Here is a 20,026-nt window from a genome sequence, read left to right as displayed (position 1 = left end):
CTACTCTTCTTTGGAACGCGAGGCGACAGCCTGCGCAATGAGCGCATTCATGTCGGCGGCACGTTCGGTGGTGCGGTCGAACTGGAAATGCAGCGTCGGCACGGTGTGGATGTGCAAACGCTTGAAGAGGCCGTTGCGCAGGAAACCAGCGGCCTGGTTGAGCGCTTCGGTCGTCTCGGCCGGATCGCCCTTCAGCAAGCTGAAGAAGACCTTGGCATGCGCGTAGTCGGGCGTGACCTCGACCGCCTGGATGGTGACCATGCCCACCCGCGGGTCCTTCAGCTCGCGCGCGATCAACTCCGTCAGATCACGCTGGATCTGATCGGCGACCTTGAAGGCGCGATTGGGGACGGCGGATTTTCTCTTGGGCATGGCCGACATCACAGGAGACGCTTACAGCGTCCGTGCGATCTCCTTGATCTCGAAGAACTCGAGCTGGTCGTTTTCCTTGATGTCGTTGTAGTTCTTGAGCTTGATACCGCACTCGAAGCCTTCGCGCACTTCCCGCACGTCGTCCTTCAGGCGCTTGAGCGACTCGATCTCGCCGGTGTAGACCACCACGTTGTCGCGCAGCAGGCGGAAGTGCGCGCTGCGGGTGACGTAGCCCGACGTGATGTAGCTGCCGGCCACGGTGCCGATCTTCGACGCCACGAACACGGTACGGATCTCGGCCGAGCCGATGACCTCTTCGCGACGTTCGGGGGCCAGCATGCCGGCCATCGCCGTCTTCAGCTCGTCTACCGCGTCATAGATGATGCTGTAGTACTCGATGCTGACGTTGTTGCCCTCGGCCAGCCGACGCGCACCGGCATCGGCACGCACGTTGAAGCCGATGACCGTCGCCTTGGAGGCGATCGCCAGGTTGATGTCCGACTCGCTGATGCCGCCCACCGCCGCATACACCACCTGCACCTTGACCTCGGCGGTCGAGAGCTTGAGCAGCGACTGCGCGAGCGCTTCCTGCGAACCCTGCACGTCGGCCTTGATGATGATCGGCAGCGTCTTGACTTCGCCGGCGCCGATGTCGGAGAACACGTTCTCGAACTTCGCGGCCTGTTGCCGGGCCAGCTTCGTGTTGCGGAACTTGCCCGCGCGGTAGGTCGCGATTTCACGTGCTCGGCGTTCGTCGCCCATCACCATGAACTCGTCGCCGGCCTGCGGCACTTCGGTCAGACCCTGGATTTCCACCGGGATCGACGGGCCCGCAGCCTTGGTCGCCTTGCCGTCCTCGTCGAGCATGGCGCGCACGCGGCCGTAGGTCGAGCCTGCAAGCACGACGTCGCCGATCTTGAGCGTGCCGGACTGCACCAGCACGGTCGCGACCGGACCGCGGCCCTTGTCGAGTTGCGCCTCGATGACGAGACCCTTGGCAGCGGCCTCGACCGGTGCCTTCAGCTCCAGCACTTCGGCCTGCAGCAGCACCTGCTCGAGCAGGTCGTCCACGCCCTGGCCGGTCTTCGCGGACACCGGCACGAAAGGCACGTCGCCGCCGTACTCTTCAGGCACCACCTGCTCTGCCACCAGCTCCTGCTTGACGCGGTCGAGGTTGGCATCGGGCTTGTCGATCTTGTTGATCGCCACCACGATCGGCACGTTCGCCGCCTTGGCGTGGCTGATGGCTTCCTTGGTCTGCGGCATGACGCCGTCGTCCGCCGCCACCACCAGGATCACGATGTCGGTCGCCTGAGCACCGCGGGCACGCATGGCGGTAAACGCCTCGTGGCCCGGGGTGTCGAGGAAGGACACCATGCCGCGTTCGGTTTCGACGTGGTAGGCGCCGATGTGCTGCGTGATGCCGCCGGCTTCGCCCGCCGCGACCTTGGTACGGCGGATGTAGTCCAGCAGCGAGGTCTTGCCGTGGTCGACGTGGCCCATCACGGTGACGACCGGCGCGCGCGGCAGGGCCTCGGCCTCCTGCGCCGACACGTCCTCGTCGGTGAAGGCTTCGGGATCGTCCAGCGCGGCAACCACCGCGTTGTGGCCCATTTCCTCCACGATGATCATCGCGGTGTCCTGGTCGAGCGACTGGTTGATGGTCGCCATTTGGCCCAGCTTCATCAGATGCTTGATGACTTCCGAGGCCTTGACGGACATCTTGTGCGCGAGCTCGGAGACGGTGATCGTCTCGGGCACGTGCACTTCGAGCACGCGCTGCTCGACCACCGGCGCGGGTGCGCGCTCTTCCTGGCGATCGTTGCCGCGACGGCCGCGCGGACCACCGCGCCAGTTGCTGCGGCCAACGCCGCCGCTGGCATCGCCGCGCGTCTTGATTTCCTTCTTCTTGGCCGTGTCGTTGGCCCAGCTCGACGAGAGCTTGGCGGACTTGACTTCCTTGCCTGCTCCGGGGGCCGCAGGCGCCGGGGCCGCACCGGGTGCAGGCGCCACCGTGCGAGTGCCCGGCGTGGTGGCGGGCTTGTGCAACGTGCCCTTCACGCCGGCCTTGGCCTCGACAGGCTTCTCGGGCGCCTTGTGGGGCACGAGCACGCGAGCCGGCGCGTTCATCATCGCGCGGATGGCCTCGGCCTCGGCCAGGGCCTTGCGGCGGCGCTCGTCGAGGTCGCGGGCACGGGCGGCTTCCTCGTCGGCGCGGGCCTTCGATTCGGCGGCAGCCTTGGCCTGGGCAGCGGCAGCAGCCTCTGAAGCAGCCTTGGCGGCGTCTTCGGCGGCAGCCTTGCGCTGGGCTTCGGCCTGGGTTTCCTCTGGCGCTTCCGGAGCGCCTTCGGTCACGGCGGCGGCCTTTTCGGCCGCGGCCTTGGCGCGGGCGGCCCGCGCCTGCTGTTCGACCTGCTCGGCCTGCGCGACGCGTTCGCGCTCACGCGCTTCGGCCTCCTCGCGCTGGCGGCGCTTCTCGGCCAGCTCTTCTTCCTGGCGACGGATCAGTTCGGCCTGACGGCGCGCTTCTTCCTCGCGGCGAGCCAGCTCGGCCTCGTCGATGCGCGGCGCGGCGGGCGTCTCCGCGGCCACCGCGGGCGCGACCGCCCTCACCGGCTCGGGCGTCGCGGGATGACCTTCGTCGCGCTGGATGAACGTGCGCTTCTTGCGCACTTCCACCTGGATCGTGCGCGCACGGCCGGTCGCATCGGCCTGCTTGATCTCGCTGGTCGATTTCTTGGTCAGCGTGATCTTCTTGCGCTCGGGCTCGACCGTTCCGTGGCTGGCCTTCAGGAAGCCGAGCAGGCGCTGCTTGTCCGCTTCGGTCAGCGCGTCGGAGGCGGCCGCTTTGGGCACGCCGGCGCTCTTGAGCTGGTCAAGCAAGGTTTCGGGAGTCTTCTTGAGCTCGTTCGCGAACTCGGCGACAGTGGTACTGGACATATTGCTTTCGTGCCTCCATGACCATCACTCTTGGCCGGCGAACCAATGTTCGCGGGCCTTCAAGATGAGGTTCTTGGCTTCATCGGCGCTCTGGCCGGTGATTTCGGTGAGTTCGTCGACCGCGAGGTCGGCCAGGTCGTCGCGGGTGTGCACGCCCGCATCTGCCAGCTTCGGGATCAGGGCCTGGTCCAGGCCTTCCAGATCGCGCAAGTCCTGGGAAACGCTTTCGACGTTCTCTTCGCGGGCGATTTCCATGGTCAACAGCGCATCCTTGGCGCGGGCGCGCAGCTCGTTGACCGTGTCTTCGTCGAAGCTCTCGATCTCGAGCATTTCGGAGATCGGCACATAGGCGACCTCCTCCAGGCTGGTGAAGCCCTCGGAGATCAGGATGTCGGCGATTTCCTCGTCGACGTCGAGCTTCTCCATGAAGAGCTTGCGGCTGGCGTCGGTCTCGCTCGCCTGCTTTTGCGCCGACTCGTTGGCGTCCATGATGTTGATCTTCCAGCCGGTCAGGTCGGAAGCGAGCCGCACGTTCTGGCCGCCGCGGCCGATCGCGATCGCGAGGTTTTCCTCGTCGACCACCACGTCCATGGCATGCTTTTCCTCGTCGACCACGATCGACGACACGTTCGCAGGCGCCAGGGCACCAATCACGAACTGGGCCGGATCTTCGCTCCACAGAACGATGTCGACACGCTCGCCGGCCAGTTCGTTGGTGACGGCGTTCACGCGGGTGCCGCGCACGCCGACGCAGGTGCCGATCGGATCGACGCGCTTGTCGTGCGAGAGCACGGCGATCTTGGCGCGCGAGCCCGGGTCACGGGCGCAGCTCTTGATTTCGAGCAGGCCTTGTTCGATCTCGGGCACTTCCTGGCGGAACAGCTCGATCATGAATTCCGGCGCCGCACGCGACAGGATGATGGGCGCGCCGCGCAGCGTCAGATCGACTTCCATGATCATGGCGCGCACGCGGTCGCCGTTGCGCAGGTTCTCTTTCGAGATCATCTCGCTGCGGCGCAGGCGCCCTTCGACGCGGCCGGCCTCGACGATGATGTCGCCCTTGTCCAGGCGCTTGACCGTCCCGGTGAAGATCTTCTCGCCGCGCGACATGAAGTCGTTGAGCAGCATCTCGCGCTCGGCGTCGCGGATCTTCTGCAGGATGACCTGTTTGGCGGCCATGGCGCCGATGCGCCCGATCGGCACCGACTCCACCGCTTCCTCGATGTACTCGTCGAGTTCGATGTCGGGCATTTCTTCCTTGGCCTCGAACAGCAGGATTTCCTGGTCGGGCAGCTGCAGGCCGGCCTCGTCGGGCACCACGTGCCAGCGGCGGAAGGTCTCGTAGTCGCCGCTGTCGCGGTCCACCGCCACGCGGATGTCCACGTCGCCCTGGTAGAGCTTCTTGGTGGCCTGCGCCAAGGCGGATTCGACCGCACCGAAGACGACGTCACGCTCGACGTTCTTCTCGCGCGAGATCGCATCCACCAACATCAACATTTCGCGATTCATGCCACCACTCTCCTTGTTCAATCCGACGCCAATGCGTCGGGCCTGGGCCTGCGGCCCTTGAAATCCACGATCGGGGCGAGCCGCGCCTCGCGCAACTCGTCCAGGGCGAAGCCCAGCGCCTGCATCGGTGCGGGCGCGCGCTTGCTGCTGATCTTCTGGCCGGGCTTCGGCGCTGCCTTGCCGTCGGGCTCCTGGCTCCAGACGATCTGCCAGCCCTGCGAACCATCGGCCCCTGCGACCCGCTCCAGCGTGCCGCGAAATTTCTTGCGGTTGGCCGCCACCTGGCCGCCAGCGGCGGCGCCCATCGGGGCCTTCAGCGTGATGTCGATCACCTCGCCGGCGAAACGCTGGAAGTCCTGCTCGTTGCGCAAGGGCCGGTCGATGCCCGGCGACGAAACCTCGAGCCGCTTGTATTCCACGCTGTCGACCTCGAGCGCGAACTGCAACTGGCGAGTGACCTTCTCACAATCCTCGACCGTGACGAAGGCCTCGGGCGCTTCGGCATCGGAGGTGGGGCCGCTCCATGGCAAATCAATCGTGACGCGCAGCAATCCCCCCGCCGAGCGTTCGATCTCGACCAGGTCGTAGCCGAGGCCGGCCACGGTTCGTTCCACTACCTGCTGCAATGCCACGTGTCTGAAAGCGCCTTTTGTGTGTGTGTGTCCGAAACGCCGCCCGCCCGGCGTTTCTGGAAATGCGTCGACCAATAAAAAACGGGCGGTTGGTACCCGCCCGTTTGGTCGTGAGTCTCAGATTATATGCCAATCGTAGGACACGGCGAGGTTTTCTACATGGCAACCGGGCCCTGCGAGCGTCTCGCGCGCCACCAGACCCAGCAGAACAGCAGCGCACCGAGCGCCAAGACCGCCGCGGCGACCAGCAGGGGGACGGTGAACGAGCCGGTGCGCTGGGCCAGCGGTGCCGCGAAGAGCGGCCCGAGGATTTGCCCGATGCCATAGGACGCCGTCGCATAGCCGATCAACCCGGCGGCGGCGTTTCCGCGCAACCGGCGCGCGTCCCGCATCGCGAACATCGTGATCGCCGTGAACGGCACGCCCAACAGCAGGCTGCCCAGCATGAACCCTGCGATGGTCGGCCAGGCCACAGACAACAGCACGCCCAGCGCCTGCAGCGCGTAGGCCGCCGCGAGCAGCAGCCGGTTGTCCCACCGGATCGGTGCCCGCGCGCCGATCAGCGCGCCCGGCACCACGGCCAGGCCGAACAGCGGCCAGAAGAAATCGGGCCAGGGCGACCCTGGAAGCGCCTGCCGCGCGATGACCGGCAGGAAGGTCGCCGTGATGATGTAGCCGAAGCCGGCCAAGCCGTACAACGCGACCAGCCAGCGCGCGTCGCTGCGGGCCGCCGCCGGGCCAGGTGCGCCCGAAGCGCCCGCGGCATTCGGTGCCGCATCGTGCGGATGGTCGCCGTCCCCGAAGATGCGCCAGACGCCGGCCACTAGGACGACCGACAACACGCCGAAGCCGACCCACCCCACTTCCGAGCCCCATCGCCCGATCGCGCCGCCAAGCAGCCCGGTGACGGCGATGCCCAAGCCCGGACCGCTGTAGATCACCCCCTGCAGCGCCGGCGCATGGGTTTCGGCCAGCCTGCGCAGGCCCCACCCGGAGGCGTAGACGAAGGTCCAGGCGCTCACGACGCCGGCTGCCGCACGCAGCAGGCCCCACAAGCCGAATCCCTCCAAGAGCCCCATGCCCAGCAGCAGCACGGCCGTGGCGACCAGGCCGCCGCGCACCATGGTTTTCGCCTCGACCCGGATCGCCGCGCAAGACAAGGCCCCCAGAAAGTAGCCCAGATAGTTCAGCGAAGCCAGCAGCCCGCCTTGCGGCAGGTCGAGCTTGCCCTCGTGCAGCATCACCGGGAGCATGGGCGTGAAGGCGAAGCGGCCCAGGCCCATCGCCACTGCCAGCGCCACCATGCAGGCCAGCGCCGCGCGCCAGGCGTCGCGCCTGCTGTTTCCGATCATCGACATTCGCGCGGAGCCGTCTTTTTCGAATCAGCCAACCGCGGCGGCGACGAGCGTCTGGGTGTACGGGTGCTCCGGCGCATCGAGCACGCGCAGCGCCTCGCCGGATTCCAGGATTGCACCGTCCTTCATCACGATGACCTGGTGCGCCATGGCATGGATGACTTCGACGTCGTGGGTGATCAGCAGGTAGCTGAGGCCACGCTCGCGCTGCAGCCGCTGAAGCAGGCCGAGCACCTGCTTCTGGATGGTCACGTCGAGCGCGCTCGTCGGCTCGTCGAGCACGAGAAGCCGCGGGTCGACGATCAGCGCCCGCGCGATGGCCAGGCGCTGACGCTGCCCGCCCGAGAACTCATGGGGATAGCGGTCGAGCAGCGCCGGAAACTGCGCCTCGGTCAGGCCGACGTCGGCAAGGGCCGCAAGAGCCTTCGTACGCCGGGCAGCGCGGTCGAGTTCCGGAGCGTGGACCGTCAAGCCCTCACCCACGATCTGCTCCACCGTCATTCGCGGCGACAGTGACGAGAAAGGGTCCTGAAACACCACCTGCATCTGACGGCGCAAGGACCGGTCGACCGCGCCGCTCTCGCTCCAACGCTGACCGGCGACGCCCAGGGTGCCGCCGTGCGGCAGCAGGCCCAGCGCGGCCAAGGCCAGCGTGGACTTGCCCGACCCCGACTCGCCCACCACGCCCAGCGTCTCGCCGGGGCCGATGCGGAAGTCGGCGCCCTGCACCGCCACGAACTCGCCCTTTCGAAACCAGCCGGCCGGCCCGGGGCGCGACACCGGGTAGCTGACCCGCAACGCACGCGCTTCCAGCACGGCCTCGGCCGGCGCAGCAGGCGCCGCGGACAACTCGCGCGTCGGTCGGCTGTCGATCAGCTTGCGGGTGTAGGCATGCTGCGGGTCGCCGAAGACGGAAGCGACCGCCCCCTGCTCCACGATGCGGCCGTTTTCCATGACCGCCACGCGATCGGCGAAACGATGCACAAGGTTCAAGTCGTGCGTGATCAGCAGCACCGCCATGCCGTAGCGGCGCTGCAGATCGGCCAGCAGTTCGAGGATCTGGGCGCGCACCGTGACGTCGAGCGCGGTGGTGGGCTCGTCGGCCAGCAGCAGTCGAGGCTTGCAGGCCAGTGCCATGGCGATCATGGCCCGCTGCCGCTGCCCGCCCGAGAGCTGGTGCGGAAAGGCCGCGGCGCGACGCTGCGGTTCGGGGATGCCGGTGTCGGCCAGCAGTTGCACTGCCGCGTCTTGCGCCGCCCTGCGCGGCATCGCTTCGTGCAGCTCCAGCACCTCGGAGATTTGGTCGCCGACCGTGTAGAGCGCGTTGAGCGCGGTCATGGGCTCCTGGAAGATCATCGCGATCTCCTTGCCGCGAACGCCGCGCAGCGCGCGCTCGGGCAACGACAGCAGCTCGCGCGCGTCCTGGCCTTGCCTGCCTTCGCCGTTGCCTGCTAGCCGCGCACTACCCGAGACTTCGGCGTTCAACGCCAGCCGCAGCAGGCTCAGCGCCGTCACGGTCTTGCCTGACCCCGATTCGCCGACCAGCGCCAGCTTTTCGCCCTGCGCGATGTCGAAATCGACACCGTGCACGACGGTCTTGCCATTGAAGGCGACGCGCAAGTCTCTGACGGACAGCAGCATGCCGCCGTCGCGCCGACTGTCTTCCGGCCTTGCCGACCCGGCCGCGCTCATCGATCCGCCTTCCGCGGGTCGAGCGCGTCGCGCAGCGCGTCGCCCATGAAGGTCAGCAGCATCAGTGTCAGCACCAGCACGCCGAAAGTCGAGATCGAGATCCACCAGGCGTCGATGTTGGCTTTCCCCTGGCTCAGCAATTCGCCCAGCGACGGCGTCCCCGGCGGTACGCCCAACCCCAGGAAGTCCAGCGAAGTCAGCGCGAGGATCGCCGCGCTCATGCGAAAAGGCAGGAAGGTCACGACCGGCGTCATGCTGTTGGGCAGGATGTGGCGCCACATGATCTGCAGGTTGCTCACGCCGAGCGCGCGGGCGGCCCGCACGTAGTCCATCTGCCGGTTGCGCAGGAACTCCGCGCGCACGTAGTCCGACAGGCCCATCCAGCCGAAAAGACTCAGCAGGATCAGCAGCAGTGCCACGCTGGGCGCGAAGATCGCGCTGAAGATGATCAGCAGATAGAGCTCGGGCATGGAGCTCCATATCTCGATGAAGCGCTGGAAGGCCAGGTCGACCTTGCCCGCGAAGTAGCCCTGCACCGCGCCGGCAGCCACGCCCAGCACCGTGCCGATGGCGGTCAATGCAAGCCCGAACAGCACGCTCACGCGAAAGCCGTACAGCAGCTGTGCGAGCAGATCGCGGCCCCGGTCGTCGGTGCCCAGCCAGTTGTCGCGCGTGGGTGCGGCCGGGCTCGGCGACTTGGCGAAGTAATTGAGCGTCTTGGGCCCGTAGGTGTTGGGCGCGTACAGCGCCCAATTGCTGCCCTGCGTGATGCGCTCGCGAATGAACGGATCGAGGTAATCGGCCGGCGTCTCGAAGTCGCCGCCGAAGGTCTTCTCGGAATAGTCGCGCACCACGGGGAAGTAGTACTGCCCTTCGTAGCGAAGCACCAGCGGCCGGTCGGTCGACAGCACCTCGGCGAAGAGGCTCATCACCACCATCACGCAGAACAGGATCAGGCTCCAGTAACCCAACCGGTTGCGCTTGAAGCGCAGCCACGCGCGCCGGCCGGGGCTGAGGCCCGCGGCCCGCGGCTCCGCGCCTGTGCGGGCCGGCTCCGACGATGGCGGCAGCGGCACCGTGCCCAGCTCGGGCCGCACCTGGGGAGGGGCCGTGGAATCAATCGAACTTGACACGCGGATCCACCCACACGTAGCTGAGGTCGCTGATCAGCTTGGTCGCCAGGCCGATCAGGGTGAAGAGGTAGAGCGTGCCCAGAACGACCGGGTAGTCGCGCCGGATCACGCTCTCGTAGCCCAGCAGACCGAGTCCGTCGAGCGAGAACAAGGTCTCGATGAGCAGCGAGCCGGTGAAGAAGGCACCGACGAACGCGGCCGGAAGGCCCGTGATGATCGGGATCAGCGCGTTGCGGAACACGTGCTTCCACAGCACCTGCCGCTCGCCCAGGCCCTTGGCCCGCGCGGTCAACACGTACTGCTTGCGGATCTCTTCGAGAAAGGCGTTCTTGGTCAGCATGGCCGTCACCGCGAAGCTGCCGATGACCATCGCCGTGACGGGCAGCGTGATGTGCCACAGGTAGTCGACGATGCGTGCGCCCCAGCTCATGTCGTCCCAGTTGGCCGAGGTCAGCCCGCGCAGGGGAAACCACTGCAGCTGTCCGCCGAACACCACCAGGAGCGCCACGCCCAGCACGAAGCCCGGTATCGCATAGCCGACGAGGATCAGCAGCGTGGTGACCAGATCGAAACGCGTGCCGGCGCGCACCGCCTTGGCCACGCCCAACGGCACAGCCACCCCATAGCTGATGAAGAAGGTCCACAGGCCGAGGCTGATCGAGACCGGCAGTTTCTCGAGGATCAAGGTCCACACGTCCTTGTTCTGGAAGAAGCTGCGACCCAGGTCGAAGCGCGCGAACTGCCCCAGCATCTGCCAAAGACGCTCGTGCGCCGGCTTGTCGAAGCCGTACAGCGCCTTGATCTCCGCCAGCCGCTTCGGGTCGACGCCCTGGTCGCCGCGGTAGTTCGAGCCGCCGGACTCGACACCGCCGGGCACGCCCGCCTTCGCCTCGGCCAGGTACTGCTCCACCGGCCCGCCGGGCACGAACTGCACCACCATGAAGGTCACGAGAACCACGCCCAGCAGGGTCGGGATGAAAAGCAGAAGCCGCTTGAGGATGTAGCCGAGCACGTGTGTCCTTGTCCTGGGGTCCTGGCGCCCTAGCGGCTTCGCGGCCTCATGGCTTCTTGGCCCACCAGGTCGACATGACCCAGTCCTCGCCGCCCGCATAGGGTGGCATCGGTGGCTTGAAGCCCAGCCGCCAGGCGTTGTAGGCCATGCGATGCGACATCAGGGTCCACTGCGGGATGAGGTAATGGCTGTGCATGATCACACGGTCCAGCGCGCGACAGGCCGGCAGCAGTTCGGCCTTGGTGTCGGCGCGAACGATGTCGGCCACCAGCGCGTCGACGGCCGGGCTGCTCACGCCCATGTAGTTGCCCGAGCTCTCTGTCTTGGCGGCCTTGCTGCCGAAGATCTCGGCCAGTTGCTGGCCCGGGTTGTGGGTGCCCGGAAAATTGATGGTGGTGATGTCGAACTCGAACTTGTCCAGCCGCTGCTGGTACAGCGCGAAATCGGCCGATGCGAACTTGAGCGAGATGCCGAGCTTCTCGAGGTTGCGCACCCAGGGCGAGACGGTGCGTACGCCGCCTTCCTTGCTGTCGAGGTACTCGAGCACCATCGGCTCGCCCTTGGCGTTGCGCAGGGCGCCGTCGCGGTATTCCCATCCTGCGTCTTTCAGCAACTGCTGGGCGCGGCGCAGGTTGTCGCGCAGCGAATGGCCCTCGCCCTCCGTGGTGGGCGGCACGGCCATCGGCCCGAAGGTGGCATCGGGAATCTTGCCGCGCCAAGGCTCCAGCAGGGCGCGCTCTTCGGCCGAAGGCAAGCCCTCGGCCGCGCAGTCGGTGTTGCCGAACAGGTCCTTCACGCGCGGATACCCGCCGTAGAACATCTGGCGGTTCATCCACTCGTAGTCGAGCGCCAGGCCCAGGGCTTCGCGCACGCGCGGGTCCTTCAGGCGATCGCGGCGCGAATTCAGCACATAGCTCTGAAAGCCGGAAGGCTGCTTGTGCTGAAACGCGTACTTGACCAGTTCGCCCGTGTCGAAGCGCCTGCCGTTCACGCGGCGCGCCCAATCGCCGGCCGAATAGAAGGTCATCATGTCGAACTCGCCGGCCTTCAGCGCCTCCAGGCGTGCCGTGCTGTCCTTGTAGATCTTGACGGTGATGCGGTCGAAGTTGCCGGTGCCGCGCTTGACGCCGAGGTCGCGCGCCCAGTAGTTCGGGTCGCGCACGTAGGTGATGTCCTTGCCGAAGCGCACTGGCCCGATTTTGTAAGGGCCGCTTCCGATGGGGATGTCCATCACGACCTGGTCGAAGGGCTTGGCCTTGCCGTTCTCCATGCCCCACTTGCGGCTGAAGACCGGCAACCCGCCCACCACCAGCGGCAGTTCGCGGTTCGGCTTCTTGAAGCGGAACTTGACGGTGCGCCCGTCGAGCACGTCGACGCCCTCCACCTCGTCGAGCAGCGTCTTGTAGCCCGGCTGGGCGAAGGGGCTGATGAGCGTGTCGTAGCTGTGCTTGACGTCGGCGGCCTCGACCGGCGAACCGTCGTGGAAGCGCGCCTCGGGCCGCAGCCGGAAAGTGGCGCTCAAACGGTCGGCCGCCACGCTGACGTCTTCGGCCAGCAAGCCGTAGCCCGATGCAGTCTCGTCCATCGAGCCTGCCAGCAACGTGTCGAACAGCATGCCGGCCAGATAGGCGGGCGCCGAACCCTTGATCGTGAAGGGGTTGTACTTGTCGAAGGTGGAGTAGCGCAGGTTGCTCACCAGACGCAGTTCGCCACCTTTGGGCGCCTCGGCGTTCACGTAGTCGAAGGACCTGAAGCCCTGGGGGTATTTCAAGTCGTCCCAAAGCGCGTATCCATGCGCAGCCCAGGCGGGCATCGCACACCAAGACAGACACAGGAGCCAGAGAACCCGCATGCGAGAATTCTGCCCAAGATTTTCACGAGGTCGCTCCATGGGCTTTCTTTCTGGCAAAAAATTTCTGATCACCGGCGTGCTGAGCAACCGCTCCATCGCCTACGGCATCGCCAAGGCCTGCCACGCGCAGGGCGCCGAACTCGCCTTCAGCTACGTGGGCGAGCGCTTCAAGGACCGCATCACCGAGTTCGCCGCCGACTTCGACTCCAAGCTGGTGTTCGACTGCGACGTCGGCGACGACGCGCAGATCGCCAAGCTCTTCGGCGACCTGTCGCAGACCTGGCCCAAGTTCGACGGCTTCGTCCACAGCATCGGCTTCGCGCCGCGCGAGGCGATCGCCGGAGACTTCCTCGACGGCCTGTCGCGCGAGGGCTTCAAGGTGGCCCACGACATCAGTGCGTACAGCTTCCCGGCCATGGCGAAGGCTGCCCTGCCCTATCTCAACGACAAATCGGCCTTGCTCACGCTGACTTACCTGGGCTCCATCCGCGCCCTGCCCAACTACAACACGATGGGCCTGGCCAAGGCCTCGCTCGAGGCTTCGGTGCGCTACCTCGCCGAGTCGATCGGGCCCAAGGGCATGCGCGTCAACGGCATCAGCGCAGGGCCCATCAAGACGCTGGCCGCCAGCGGCATCAAGGGCTTCGGCAAGATCCTCTCGGTGGTGGCCGAGGTCTCGCCGATTCGCCGCAACGTGACCATCGACGAAGTCGGCAACGTCGCCGCCTTTTTGCTGAGCGACCTGGCCAGCGGCGTCACGGCCGAGATCACCTACGTGGACGGCGGATTCAGCCAGGTGGTCGGCGGCATCGCCGAGTAGTCGGTGCGCCGGGGCCGGCAACGTGCCGGCCGGAAGTGAACAAGAAAAGCGTCAACAGGGAATCACACATGGATCGTCGAAAGCTCCTGCTCCTGGGGCCAGCTCTCGCGCTGGCACCTTTGCTGGCCACCCACGCGGCGGCACCACCTTCGCTGATGCTGGCCGACGTCTACCGCCGTGGCATGCCGCTCGCGGACTACTGGGTCAGCGAAAAATACGACGGCGTGCGTGGCTATTGGGACGGCAAGCAGCTCTGGACACGAGGTGGAGCGCTGGTCGTGGCACCGGCCTGGTTCACCGCCACATTGCCGAACGTGCCGATGGATGGTGAGCTCTGGGCCGGGCGCGGCCGCTTCGCCAAGACGGTGTCGATCATCCGCAGCCAGACGCCCGACGACACGGCTTGGCGTGAGATCCGTTTCATGGTCTTCGACCTGCCGGCAGAGGCAGGCGACTTCACGACGCGCCTTGCGGCCCTGCGCCGTCTGCTTCCGTCGCCAGCCGCGCCGTGGGCGGTGGCGGTGCCCCAATTGCGCGCCTCCACGCACGAAGACCTGCAGGCCCTGCTCGACAAGACGGTACGCATGGGCGGCGAAGGCTTGATGCTGCACCGGGGCTCGTCGACGTACCGTGCAGAGCGCTCCGCCGACCTGTTGAAGGTCAAGCCCTTCGACGAGGCCGATGCGCGCGTGCTCGCGCAGTTGCCGGGCCAGGGCCGGCACGCGAAGCGCATGGGCGCCTTGCTCGTCGAGACACCGGAGGGCAAGCGCTTCAAGCTCGGCGGTGGCTTCAGCGACGCGCAGCGAGCGCATCCTCCGGCCATCGGCAGCTGGGTCAGCTATCGCTACACCGGCACCACGGGCAGCGGCCTGCCGCGCTTCGCACGCTTTCTGCGCGTGCGGGACGACCTCGCCTCGTCCTGAGGCGCCCCGCCCAGGTTCGACTTACTTCGGCAGCAGCACCTTGTCGACGACGTGGATCACGCCGTTGGACTGGTAGACGTCCGCGGTGCTCACAGTGGCCCAACCACCGTTCTCGTCGCCGACCATGATCTTGCCGCCGCTCTGCTTGACCATGAGGGTGCCGCCGGCTGCGGTCTTGAGCGTGGCCATGCCCTTGCCGTCCATGATCTGGCTGCCGAGGGCGGAAGCGTCCAGTTTGCCCGGCACGACGTGGTAGGTCAGCACCGTCGTGAGCTTGCCCTTGTTCTCGGGCTTCAGCAGCGTGTCCACCGTGCCCGCGGGCAGTGCGGCAAACGCAGCGTTGGTCGGCGCGAAGACGGTGAACGGACCTGGGCCCTTGAGCGTCTCGACCAGGCCGGCCGCCTTGACTGCAGCGACCAGCGTCGTGTGGTCCTTCGAGTTGACTGCGTTGTCGATGATGTCCTTGGTGGCATACATCGGCGCGCCGCCGACCATGACCTGGGCGGTCGCGACGACAGCGCCGGTAGCCATCGCGACGGCCAGGGTGAAAGATGCGAGACGGTGGAACTTGCTGCTCATGATGGAATGCTCCTTCGGGGGTTGAGACCGTCGCCCGATTGGCGATGGCTGCAAGGAGTACGGCGCCTGCGCGCAATCGGATTCGCATTCGTCGCAACACTTGGAACGCATGCGATGCATAGCGTGCGATGGCGATGCGATCGCGATGCTTTGGCGCCTCGTTACCATCGCGGGCATGCTTCCGCGTCCGCTTCCGCCGAACCACCCGCCCCGCCCTGTCGACCACTCCTGCTGCACAGCGGGCCGCACGTGGCGTTGAGCGGTCCCGTCGTGCTGGCGGTGCTCTTCGCCGCGCTGCTGCACGCCGGCTGGAATGCGCTCATCAAGTCGGGGGAAGACAAGGCACTCGACACCGGTCTGGTCCACAGCGTCGGCATCCTGCTCGCCATTCCGCTGCTGATGCACACGGGGCTGCCGCCGGTGGCCGCATGGCCCTACATGGCGACCTCGCTGCTGATCCACATCGGCTACTACATCGCCCTCACCGGTGCCTACAAGCACGGCGACCTGAGCCTCACCTATCCCGTGATGCGCGGATGCGCGCCGTTGCTGGTCGCGCTCGGCAGCCTCGTGGTCATCGGCGAGGCCATCTCGACGACGGCCTGGGCCGGCATCGTTCTGTTGTGCGTCGGCGTGGTGACGCTCGGGTTGTCGCGCTCCGCGCTGAGCGATGGCCACGATGCGCAGCGCGGCAAGGCACTGGCCTTCGCACTCGCGAACGCCGGCATCATCGCGCTCTACACCGTGGTCGACGGCATCGGCGTTCGCATCGCCGGCGATGCCGTGGCCTACGTCGCCACGCTCTTCCTCTTCGATGGCATTCCGTTTCTGCTGCTCGTGCTGTGGCGCCGCCCTGGCCGCCGCCGCGACGCGCTGACGTACATGGCGGGGCGATGGAAGATCGCCCTGGTCGGCAGCGCCGCGTCGCTCGCCAGTTACGGCATCGCGCTGTGGGCCATGACGCGCGCGCCGGTGGCCGTGGTAGCCGCGCTGCGCGAGACCTCGGTGCTGTTCGCGGCCGTGATCGGCGTGCTGTTTCTGCGCGAAGCCTTCGGCTGGCAGCGCGCCGCCGGCACGCTGGTCATCGTCGGCGGCGTCGCGCTTCTCCGGCTCGGCTGACTCAGCCGGCCTTCACGCAGTCGGCGTAGTAGCGCTTGCGGCCCTTCTCGTCGACGCGCGCCACCAGGCCGTGGATGTCGGTCTCGAAGCCCGGACATTCCTTGTTGAACTCGCGCGCGAACTTGAGGTAGTCGACGATCCGCTTGTTGAACACCTCGCCCGGGATCAGCAGCGGAATGCCGGGCGGGTACGGCGTGATCAGGCTGGTCGTGATGCGGCCTTCGAGCTTGTCGATCTCCACGCGCTCGGTCTTGCGGTGCGCGATGTGCGCGAACGCGTCGCTGGGCTTCATGGCCGGCGTCAGGTCGCTCAGGTACATCTCGGTGGTGAGGCGCGCGACGTCGTGGCGCGCATAGAGCGCATGCACGTGCTGGCACAAGTCGCGCAGGCCGAGGCGCTCGTAGCCCGGCTGGGCCTGGCAGAACTCCGGCATGATGCGCCACATCGGCTGGTTGCGGGCGTAGTCGTCCTTGAACTGCTGCAGCGCCGTCAACAGCGTGTTCCAGCGGCCCTTGGTAATGCCGATGGTGAACATGATGAAGAAGCTGTAGAGCCCGGTCTTCTCGACGATCACGCCGTGCTCCGCGAGGAACTTGGTGACGATGCTTGCCGGAATGCCGGTGGGCGCGAACTTGCCGTTGAGATCCAGGCCCGGCGTCACGATGGTCGACTTGATCGGGTCGAGCATGTTGAAGCCGTCGGCCAGCTTGCCGAAGCCGTGCCAGTTGCGCGCGCCGTTCTTCGCCTTCGCGCCGCTGCGGGTTTCGCCCTGCATGATCCAGTCGCTGCTGCGGCCGATGCCCTCCTCGACGAGTTTCTCGGGACCCCAGACCTTGAACCACCATTCGTCGGCGCCGAACTCCTCTTCGACCTTGCGCATGGCGCGGCGGAAGTCCAGCGCTTCGAGGATGCTTTCTTCCACCAGCGCAGTGCCGCCAGGCGGCTCCATCATCGCGGCCGCGACGTCGCAGCTGGCGATGATGGCGTACTGCGGGCTGGTCGACGAATGCATCAGGTAAGCCTCGTTGAACAGGTCGCGGTCGAGCGCGCGGTTCTGCGAGTCCTGCACCAGCACGTGGCTGGCCTGGCTGATGCCGGCCAGCAGCTTGTGCGTGGACTGCGTGGCGAACACCAGCGACTCCTTCGGCCGCACGCGGCGCTTGCCCATCGCATGGTATGCGCCATAGAAAGGATGAAAGGCCGCATGGGGCAGCCAGGCCTCGTCGAAGTGCAACGTGTCGACGTAGCCGTCGAGCATGCCCTTGATGGTCTCGGTGTTGTAGATCACGCCATCGTAGGTCGACTGCGTGAGCGTCATCACGCGCGGCTTGACGTTGTCGGCATCGACATGCGACAGCAGCGGATTGGCGCGGATCTTGGCCTGGATGGCCTCGGGCTCGAACTCGCTCTGCGGAATCGGGCCGATGATGCCGAAGTGGTTGCGCGTCGGCTTCATGAACACCGGAATCGCGCCGGTCATGATGATCGCGTGCAGGATCGACTTGTGGCAGTTGCGGTCGACCACCACCACGTCGTCGGGCGCCACCGTGTGGTGCCACACCATCTTGTTGCTGGTGCTGGTGCCGTTGGTCACGAAGAAGCAATGGTCAGCGTTGAAGATGCGCGCCGCATTGCGCTCGCTGGCCGCCACCGGGCCGGTATGGTCGAGCAGCTGGCCCAGTTCCTCCACCGCATTGCAAACGTCGGCACGCAGCATGTTCTCGCCGAAGAACTGATGGAACATCTGGCCCACCGGGCTCTTCAGGAAGGCGACGCCGCCGGAATGGCCCGGGCAGTGCCACGAATACGAACCGTCTTCCGCGTAGTCGATCAGCGCCTTGAAGAACGGCGGCTGCACGCCTTCGAGGTACGACTTGGCTTCGCGGATGATGTGGCGCGCCACGAACTCCGGCGTGTCCTCGAACATGTGGATGAAGCCGTGCAGCTCGCGCAGGATGTCGTTGGGCAGGTGACGCGAGGTCTTCGTCTCGCCGTAGATGTAGATCGGCACGTCGGCGTTCTTGCGCCGCACTTCGCCGATGAAGTTACGCAGGTTGAGCACCGCCGGGTCGAGGTCGGGGCCGGGGGTGAACTCCTCGTCGTCGATCGACAGGATGAACGCGCTGGCCCGGCTTTGCTGCTGGGCGAACTGGCTCAGGTCGCCGTAGCTGGTGACGCCGAGCACTTCGAACCCCTCGCTCTCGAAGGCCTGGGCCAGGGCACGGATGCTGAGCCCCGAGGTGTTCTCGGAGCGGAAGTCCTCGTCGATGATGACGATGGGAAAGCGAAATTTCATGAGGCGGCTCCGGGGAGAGGCGACGGGCAAATAGGCGCGAAGTGTACGGAATTCAGATGAACCTTCTGTCGCTTTGACAGAATGGCATGAGTTCAATCAGACAAAGAGGAGTCGAGTCATGGCGAGTTCCACCATCTGGTGGCTGGCGGCAGGGGCGGCAATCGTGCTCGAGCTGCTTTCCGGTACCGTGTATCTGCTGCTCATGGGCGCTGGCTTCGCGGCGGCAGCCATCGCGGCCCATGCCGGCGCCGGCCTCGGCACGCAGCTCGTCGTGGCGGCGGTCGTCGGGGTGGGCGCCGTGCTGGTCTGGCACACCGTGCGGCGCCGGCGCCCGGCCGATCCGCCCGTCACGGCCAATCGCGATATCAATCTGGACATCGGCGAGAGCGTGTTCGTCGAGGCCTGGAACCCGGACGGCACGGCCTCGGTCCGCTATCGCGGTGCGCAGTGGACCGTGGTGCCGCGCGCCGGCACCACGCCCGCGGTGGGTGAGCACCGGGTGGCCGAGGTCATCGGCAGCCGCCTGGTCGTCGACAAGATCTGACCGTCGTCGAAGCAACAAGCACAACGAGGAATCAACTTCATGGAATTCACCATCCCTCTCGTCATCCTGGTCATCGCGATCATCGTCATCAGCCAGTCGGTCAAGTTCGTGCCTCAACAGAACGCCTGGGTCCGCGAGCGCCTGGGCCGCTACCACAGCACCATGACGCCGGGGCCCAACTTCCTGATCCCTTTCATCGACAAGGTGGCCTACAAGCACAGCCTGAAGGAAATTCCGCTCGACGTGCCGAGCCAGATCTGCATCACGCGCGACAACACCCAGCTGCAGGTCGATGGCATCCTGTACTTCCAGGTGACCGATCCGATGCGTGCGAGTTACGGCTCGTCCAACTACATCGTGGCCGTCACCCAGCTCGCCCAGACCTCGCTGCGCAGCGTGATCGGCAAGCTCGAGCTGGACAAGACCTTCGAGGAGCGCGACATCATCAACGCACAGGTGGTGGCCGCCATCGACGAAGCAGCGCTCAACTGGGGCGTGAAGGTGCTGCGCTACGAGATCAAGGACCTGACGCCGCCCAAGGAGATCCTGCATGCCATGCAGCGCCAGATCACGGCCGAGCGCGAGAAGCGCGCGCTGATCGCGGCGTCGGAAGGGCGGCGCCAGGAGCAGATCAACATCGCGACCGGCGAGCGCGAAGCCTTCATCGCCCGCTCCGAAGGCGAGAAGCAGGCCCAGATCAACAACGCCCAGGGCGAGGCTGCCGCCATCACCGCGGTGGCCGAAGCGACGGCCGGCGCCATCGAGCGGGTGGCAGCCGCCATCCGGCAACCCGGTGGCGAACAGGCGGTGCAGCTCAAGGTCGCCGAGCGCGCGGTCGATGCCTACGGCAAGGTTGCGGCCGATGCCACCACCACCTTGATCGTGCCGAGCAACATGAACGAGACCGCAGCCCTGATCGCCTCGGCCATGCGCATGGTGCAGGCCGGAAAGGCGTCGGGCCAGGCTTGAGTTCGCCCACATCCCCGCTCGAGAACGCGCAAATGCGACTGCTACAATCGCGAGCTTCGGAGCGGTGGATGAGTGGTTTAAGTCGCACGCCTGGAAAGCGTGTGAGGGTTAATAGCCCTCCGCGGGTTCGAATCCCGCCTGCTCCGCCAGATCAACTGGCAAAACAACCCGTCGATGCATCGCTGCTTGACGGGTTTTTTCATGCCCGCACGCGTCATCGACGGTCATGACGCGGCAGCACGCTACCGGCATGCCGCGTCGATCGACCGGCTTTTTCCT

At 66.4% G+C, this 20,026-nt stretch carries 16 protein-coding genes and 1 tRNA gene; 6 read left to right on the top strand and 11 right to left on the bottom strand.

The annotated features are described in order from the left end of the window. The 9 genes from rbfA to B0W80_RS00840 all read right to left on the bottom strand — a co-directional run bounded on the left by rbfA (position 1) and on the right by B0W80_RS00840 (position 12,497). Positions 1–372: a 30S ribosome-binding factor RbfA gene (gene rbfA / locus B0W80_RS00880; protein WP_076997251.1), complete on the bottom strand. Its 372-nt coding sequence runs from the start codon at positions 370–372 to the stop codon at positions 1–3. A 21-nt stretch (positions 373–393) separates the two neighbouring features. Further along, entirely contained in the window at positions 394–3,312 is a 2,919-nt protein-coding gene (gene infB / locus B0W80_RS00875) for a translation initiation factor IF-2 (RefSeq protein WP_076997200.1), read from the bottom strand. Positions 3,313–3,336: 24 nt separating this feature from the next. Further along, positions 3,337–4,821, bottom strand: a complete 1,485-nt coding sequence (nusA, locus tag B0W80_RS00870; RefSeq protein ID WP_076997199.1) for a transcription termination factor NusA — start codon at positions 4,819–4,821, stop codon at positions 3,337–3,339. Positions 4,822–4,838: 17 nt separating this feature from the next. Beyond that, complete coding sequence (gene rimP, locus B0W80_RS00865; protein ID WP_076997198.1) at positions 4,839–5,453, bottom strand: ribosome maturation factor RimP; 615 nt, start codon at positions 5,451–5,453, stop codon at positions 4,839–4,841. A gap of 155 nt (positions 5,454–5,608) precedes the next feature. Next, positions 5,609–6,811, bottom strand: coding sequence for a YbfB/YjiJ family MFS transporter (locus B0W80_RS00860; protein WP_076997197.1), 1,203 nt, complete (start codon positions 6,809–6,811; stop codon positions 5,609–5,611). A gap of 24 nt (positions 6,812–6,835) precedes the next feature. Continuing rightward, a complete protein-coding gene (locus B0W80_RS00855; RefSeq protein ID WP_083745110.1) occupies positions 6,836–8,500 on the bottom strand; it encodes an ABC transporter ATP-binding protein in 1,665 nt (554 codons plus the stop codon). Further along, positions 8,497–9,570, bottom strand: a complete 1,074-nt coding sequence (locus B0W80_RS00850) for an ABC transporter permease (protein ID WP_076997250.1) — start codon at positions 9,568–9,570, stop codon at positions 8,497–8,499. The genes B0W80_RS00855 and B0W80_RS00850 overlap by 4 nt, the downstream gene beginning before the upstream one ends. Before the next feature lie 46 nt (positions 9,571–9,616). Beyond that, the gene (locus B0W80_RS00845; protein ID WP_076997196.1) at positions 9,617–10,645 is read right to left on the bottom strand and encodes a microcin C ABC transporter permease YejB; all 1,029 of its coding nucleotides are present in this window, start codon (positions 10,643–10,645) and stop codon (positions 9,617–9,619) included. Between the two features lie 46 nt (positions 10,646–10,691). Continuing rightward, complete coding sequence (locus tag B0W80_RS00840) at positions 10,692–12,497, bottom strand: extracellular solute-binding protein (protein ID WP_076997195.1); 1,806 nt, start codon at positions 12,495–12,497, stop codon at positions 10,692–10,694. Positions 12,498–12,534: 37 nt separating this feature from the next. Here B0W80_RS00840 and fabI point away from each other — a divergent pair, with 37 nt between their 5' ends. Beyond that, the gene (gene fabI / locus B0W80_RS00835) at positions 12,535–13,317 is read left to right on the top strand and encodes an enoyl-ACP reductase FabI (protein WP_076997194.1); all 783 of its coding nucleotides are present in this window, start codon (positions 12,535–12,537) and stop codon (positions 13,315–13,317) included. A 68-nt stretch (positions 13,318–13,385) separates the two neighbouring features. Then, on the top strand, positions 13,386–14,240 hold the full coding sequence (locus B0W80_RS00830) for a DNA ligase (RefSeq protein WP_076997193.1): 855 nt from the start codon (positions 13,386–13,388) through the stop codon (positions 14,238–14,240). A 21-nt stretch (positions 14,241–14,261) separates the two neighbouring features. Here the strand turns inward: B0W80_RS00830 and B0W80_RS00825 are convergent, their stop codons facing one another. Further along, a complete protein-coding gene (locus B0W80_RS00825) occupies positions 14,262–14,819 on the bottom strand; it encodes a fasciclin domain-containing protein (RefSeq protein WP_076997192.1) in 558 nt (185 codons plus the stop codon). A gap of 249 nt (positions 14,820–15,068) precedes the next feature. On the opposite strand from B0W80_RS00825, the gene B0W80_RS00820 reads away from it, so the two are divergent. Continuing rightward, on the top strand, positions 15,069–15,938 hold the full coding sequence (locus B0W80_RS00820; RefSeq protein ID WP_256856433.1) for an EamA family transporter: 870 nt from the start codon (positions 15,069–15,071) through the stop codon (positions 15,936–15,938). A 1-nt stretch (position 15,939) separates the two neighbouring features. On the opposite strand, the gene B0W80_RS00815 is transcribed toward B0W80_RS00820, so the two are convergent. Next, positions 15,940–18,234 carry an arginine/lysine/ornithine decarboxylase gene (locus B0W80_RS00815; protein ID WP_076997190.1) on the bottom strand — a complete coding sequence of 765 codons (2,295 nt, stop codon included), beginning with the start codon at positions 18,232–18,234 and terminating at the stop codon, positions 15,940–15,942. A gap of 118 nt (positions 18,235–18,352) precedes the next feature. Here B0W80_RS00815 and B0W80_RS00810 point away from each other — a divergent pair, with 118 nt between their 5' ends. The 3 genes from B0W80_RS00810 to B0W80_RS00800 all read left to right on the top strand — a co-directional run bounded on the left by B0W80_RS00810 (position 18,353) and on the right by B0W80_RS00800 (position 19,896). After that, the gene (locus B0W80_RS00810) at positions 18,353–18,778 is read left to right on the top strand and encodes an NfeD family protein (protein WP_076997189.1); all 426 of its coding nucleotides are present in this window, start codon (positions 18,353–18,355) and stop codon (positions 18,776–18,778) included. Between the two features lie 39 nt (positions 18,779–18,817). Continuing rightward, positions 18,818–19,747 carry an SPFH domain-containing protein gene (locus B0W80_RS00805; RefSeq protein ID WP_076997188.1) on the top strand — a complete coding sequence of 310 codons (930 nt, stop codon included), beginning with the start codon at positions 18,818–18,820 and terminating at the stop codon, positions 19,745–19,747. A gap of 58 nt (positions 19,748–19,805) precedes the next feature. Beyond that, positions 19,806–19,896 (top strand) — tRNA-Ser (locus B0W80_RS00800). Positions 19,897–20,026: the final 130 nt, after the last annotated feature.

It is taken from the genome of Variovorax sp. KK3, assembly GCF_001984055.1.
Classification (GTDB): domain Bacteria; phylum Pseudomonadota; class Gammaproteobacteria; order Burkholderiales; family Burkholderiaceae_C; genus Variovorax.
This window is presented reverse-complemented; position numbering and strand designations above follow the sequence as displayed.

Excerpts from the sequence above, each read along its gene's own strand:
- B0W80_RS00855 (WP_083745110.1), bottom strand. The coding sequence starts at position 8,500 with ATGAGCGCGGCCGGGTCGGCAAGGCCGGAAGACAGTCGGCGCGACGGC.
- B0W80_RS00805 (WP_076997188.1), top strand. The coding sequence starts at position 18,818 with ATGGAATTCACCATCCCTCTCGTCATCCTGGTCATCGCGATCATCGTC.
- rbfA (WP_076997251.1), bottom strand. The coding sequence starts at position 372 with ATGCCCAAGAGAAAATCCGCCGTCCCCAATCGCGCCTTCAAGGTCGCC.
- B0W80_RS00830 (WP_076997193.1), top strand. The coding sequence starts at position 13,386 with ATGGATCGTCGAAAGCTCCTGCTCCTGGGGCCAGCTCTCGCGCTGGCA.
- infB (WP_076997200.1), bottom strand. The coding sequence starts at position 3,312 with ATGTCCAGTACCACTGTCGCCGAGTTCGCGAACGAGCTCAAGAAGACT.
- B0W80_RS00815 (WP_076997190.1), bottom strand. The coding sequence starts at position 18,234 with ATGAAATTTCGCTTTCCCATCGTCATCATCGACGAGGACTTCCGCTCC.
- B0W80_RS00825 (WP_076997192.1), bottom strand. The coding sequence starts at position 14,819 with ATGAGCAGCAAGTTCCACCGTCTCGCATCTTTCACCCTGGCCGTCGCG.
- B0W80_RS00810 (WP_076997189.1), top strand. The coding sequence starts at position 18,353 with ATGGCGAGTTCCACCATCTGGTGGCTGGCGGCAGGGGCGGCAATCGTG.
- fabI (WP_076997194.1), top strand. The coding sequence starts at position 12,535 with ATGGGCTTTCTTTCTGGCAAAAAATTTCTGATCACCGGCGTGCTGAGC.
- nusA (WP_076997199.1), bottom strand. The coding sequence starts at position 4,821 with ATGAATCGCGAAATGTTGATGTTGGTGGATGCGATCTCGCGCGAGAAG.
- B0W80_RS00840 (WP_076997195.1), bottom strand. The coding sequence starts at position 12,497 with ATGCGGGTTCTCTGGCTCCTGTGTCTGTCTTGGTGTGCGATGCCCGCC.
- B0W80_RS00860 (WP_076997197.1), bottom strand. The coding sequence starts at position 6,811 with ATGTCGATGATCGGAAACAGCAGGCGCGACGCCTGGCGCGCGGCGCTG.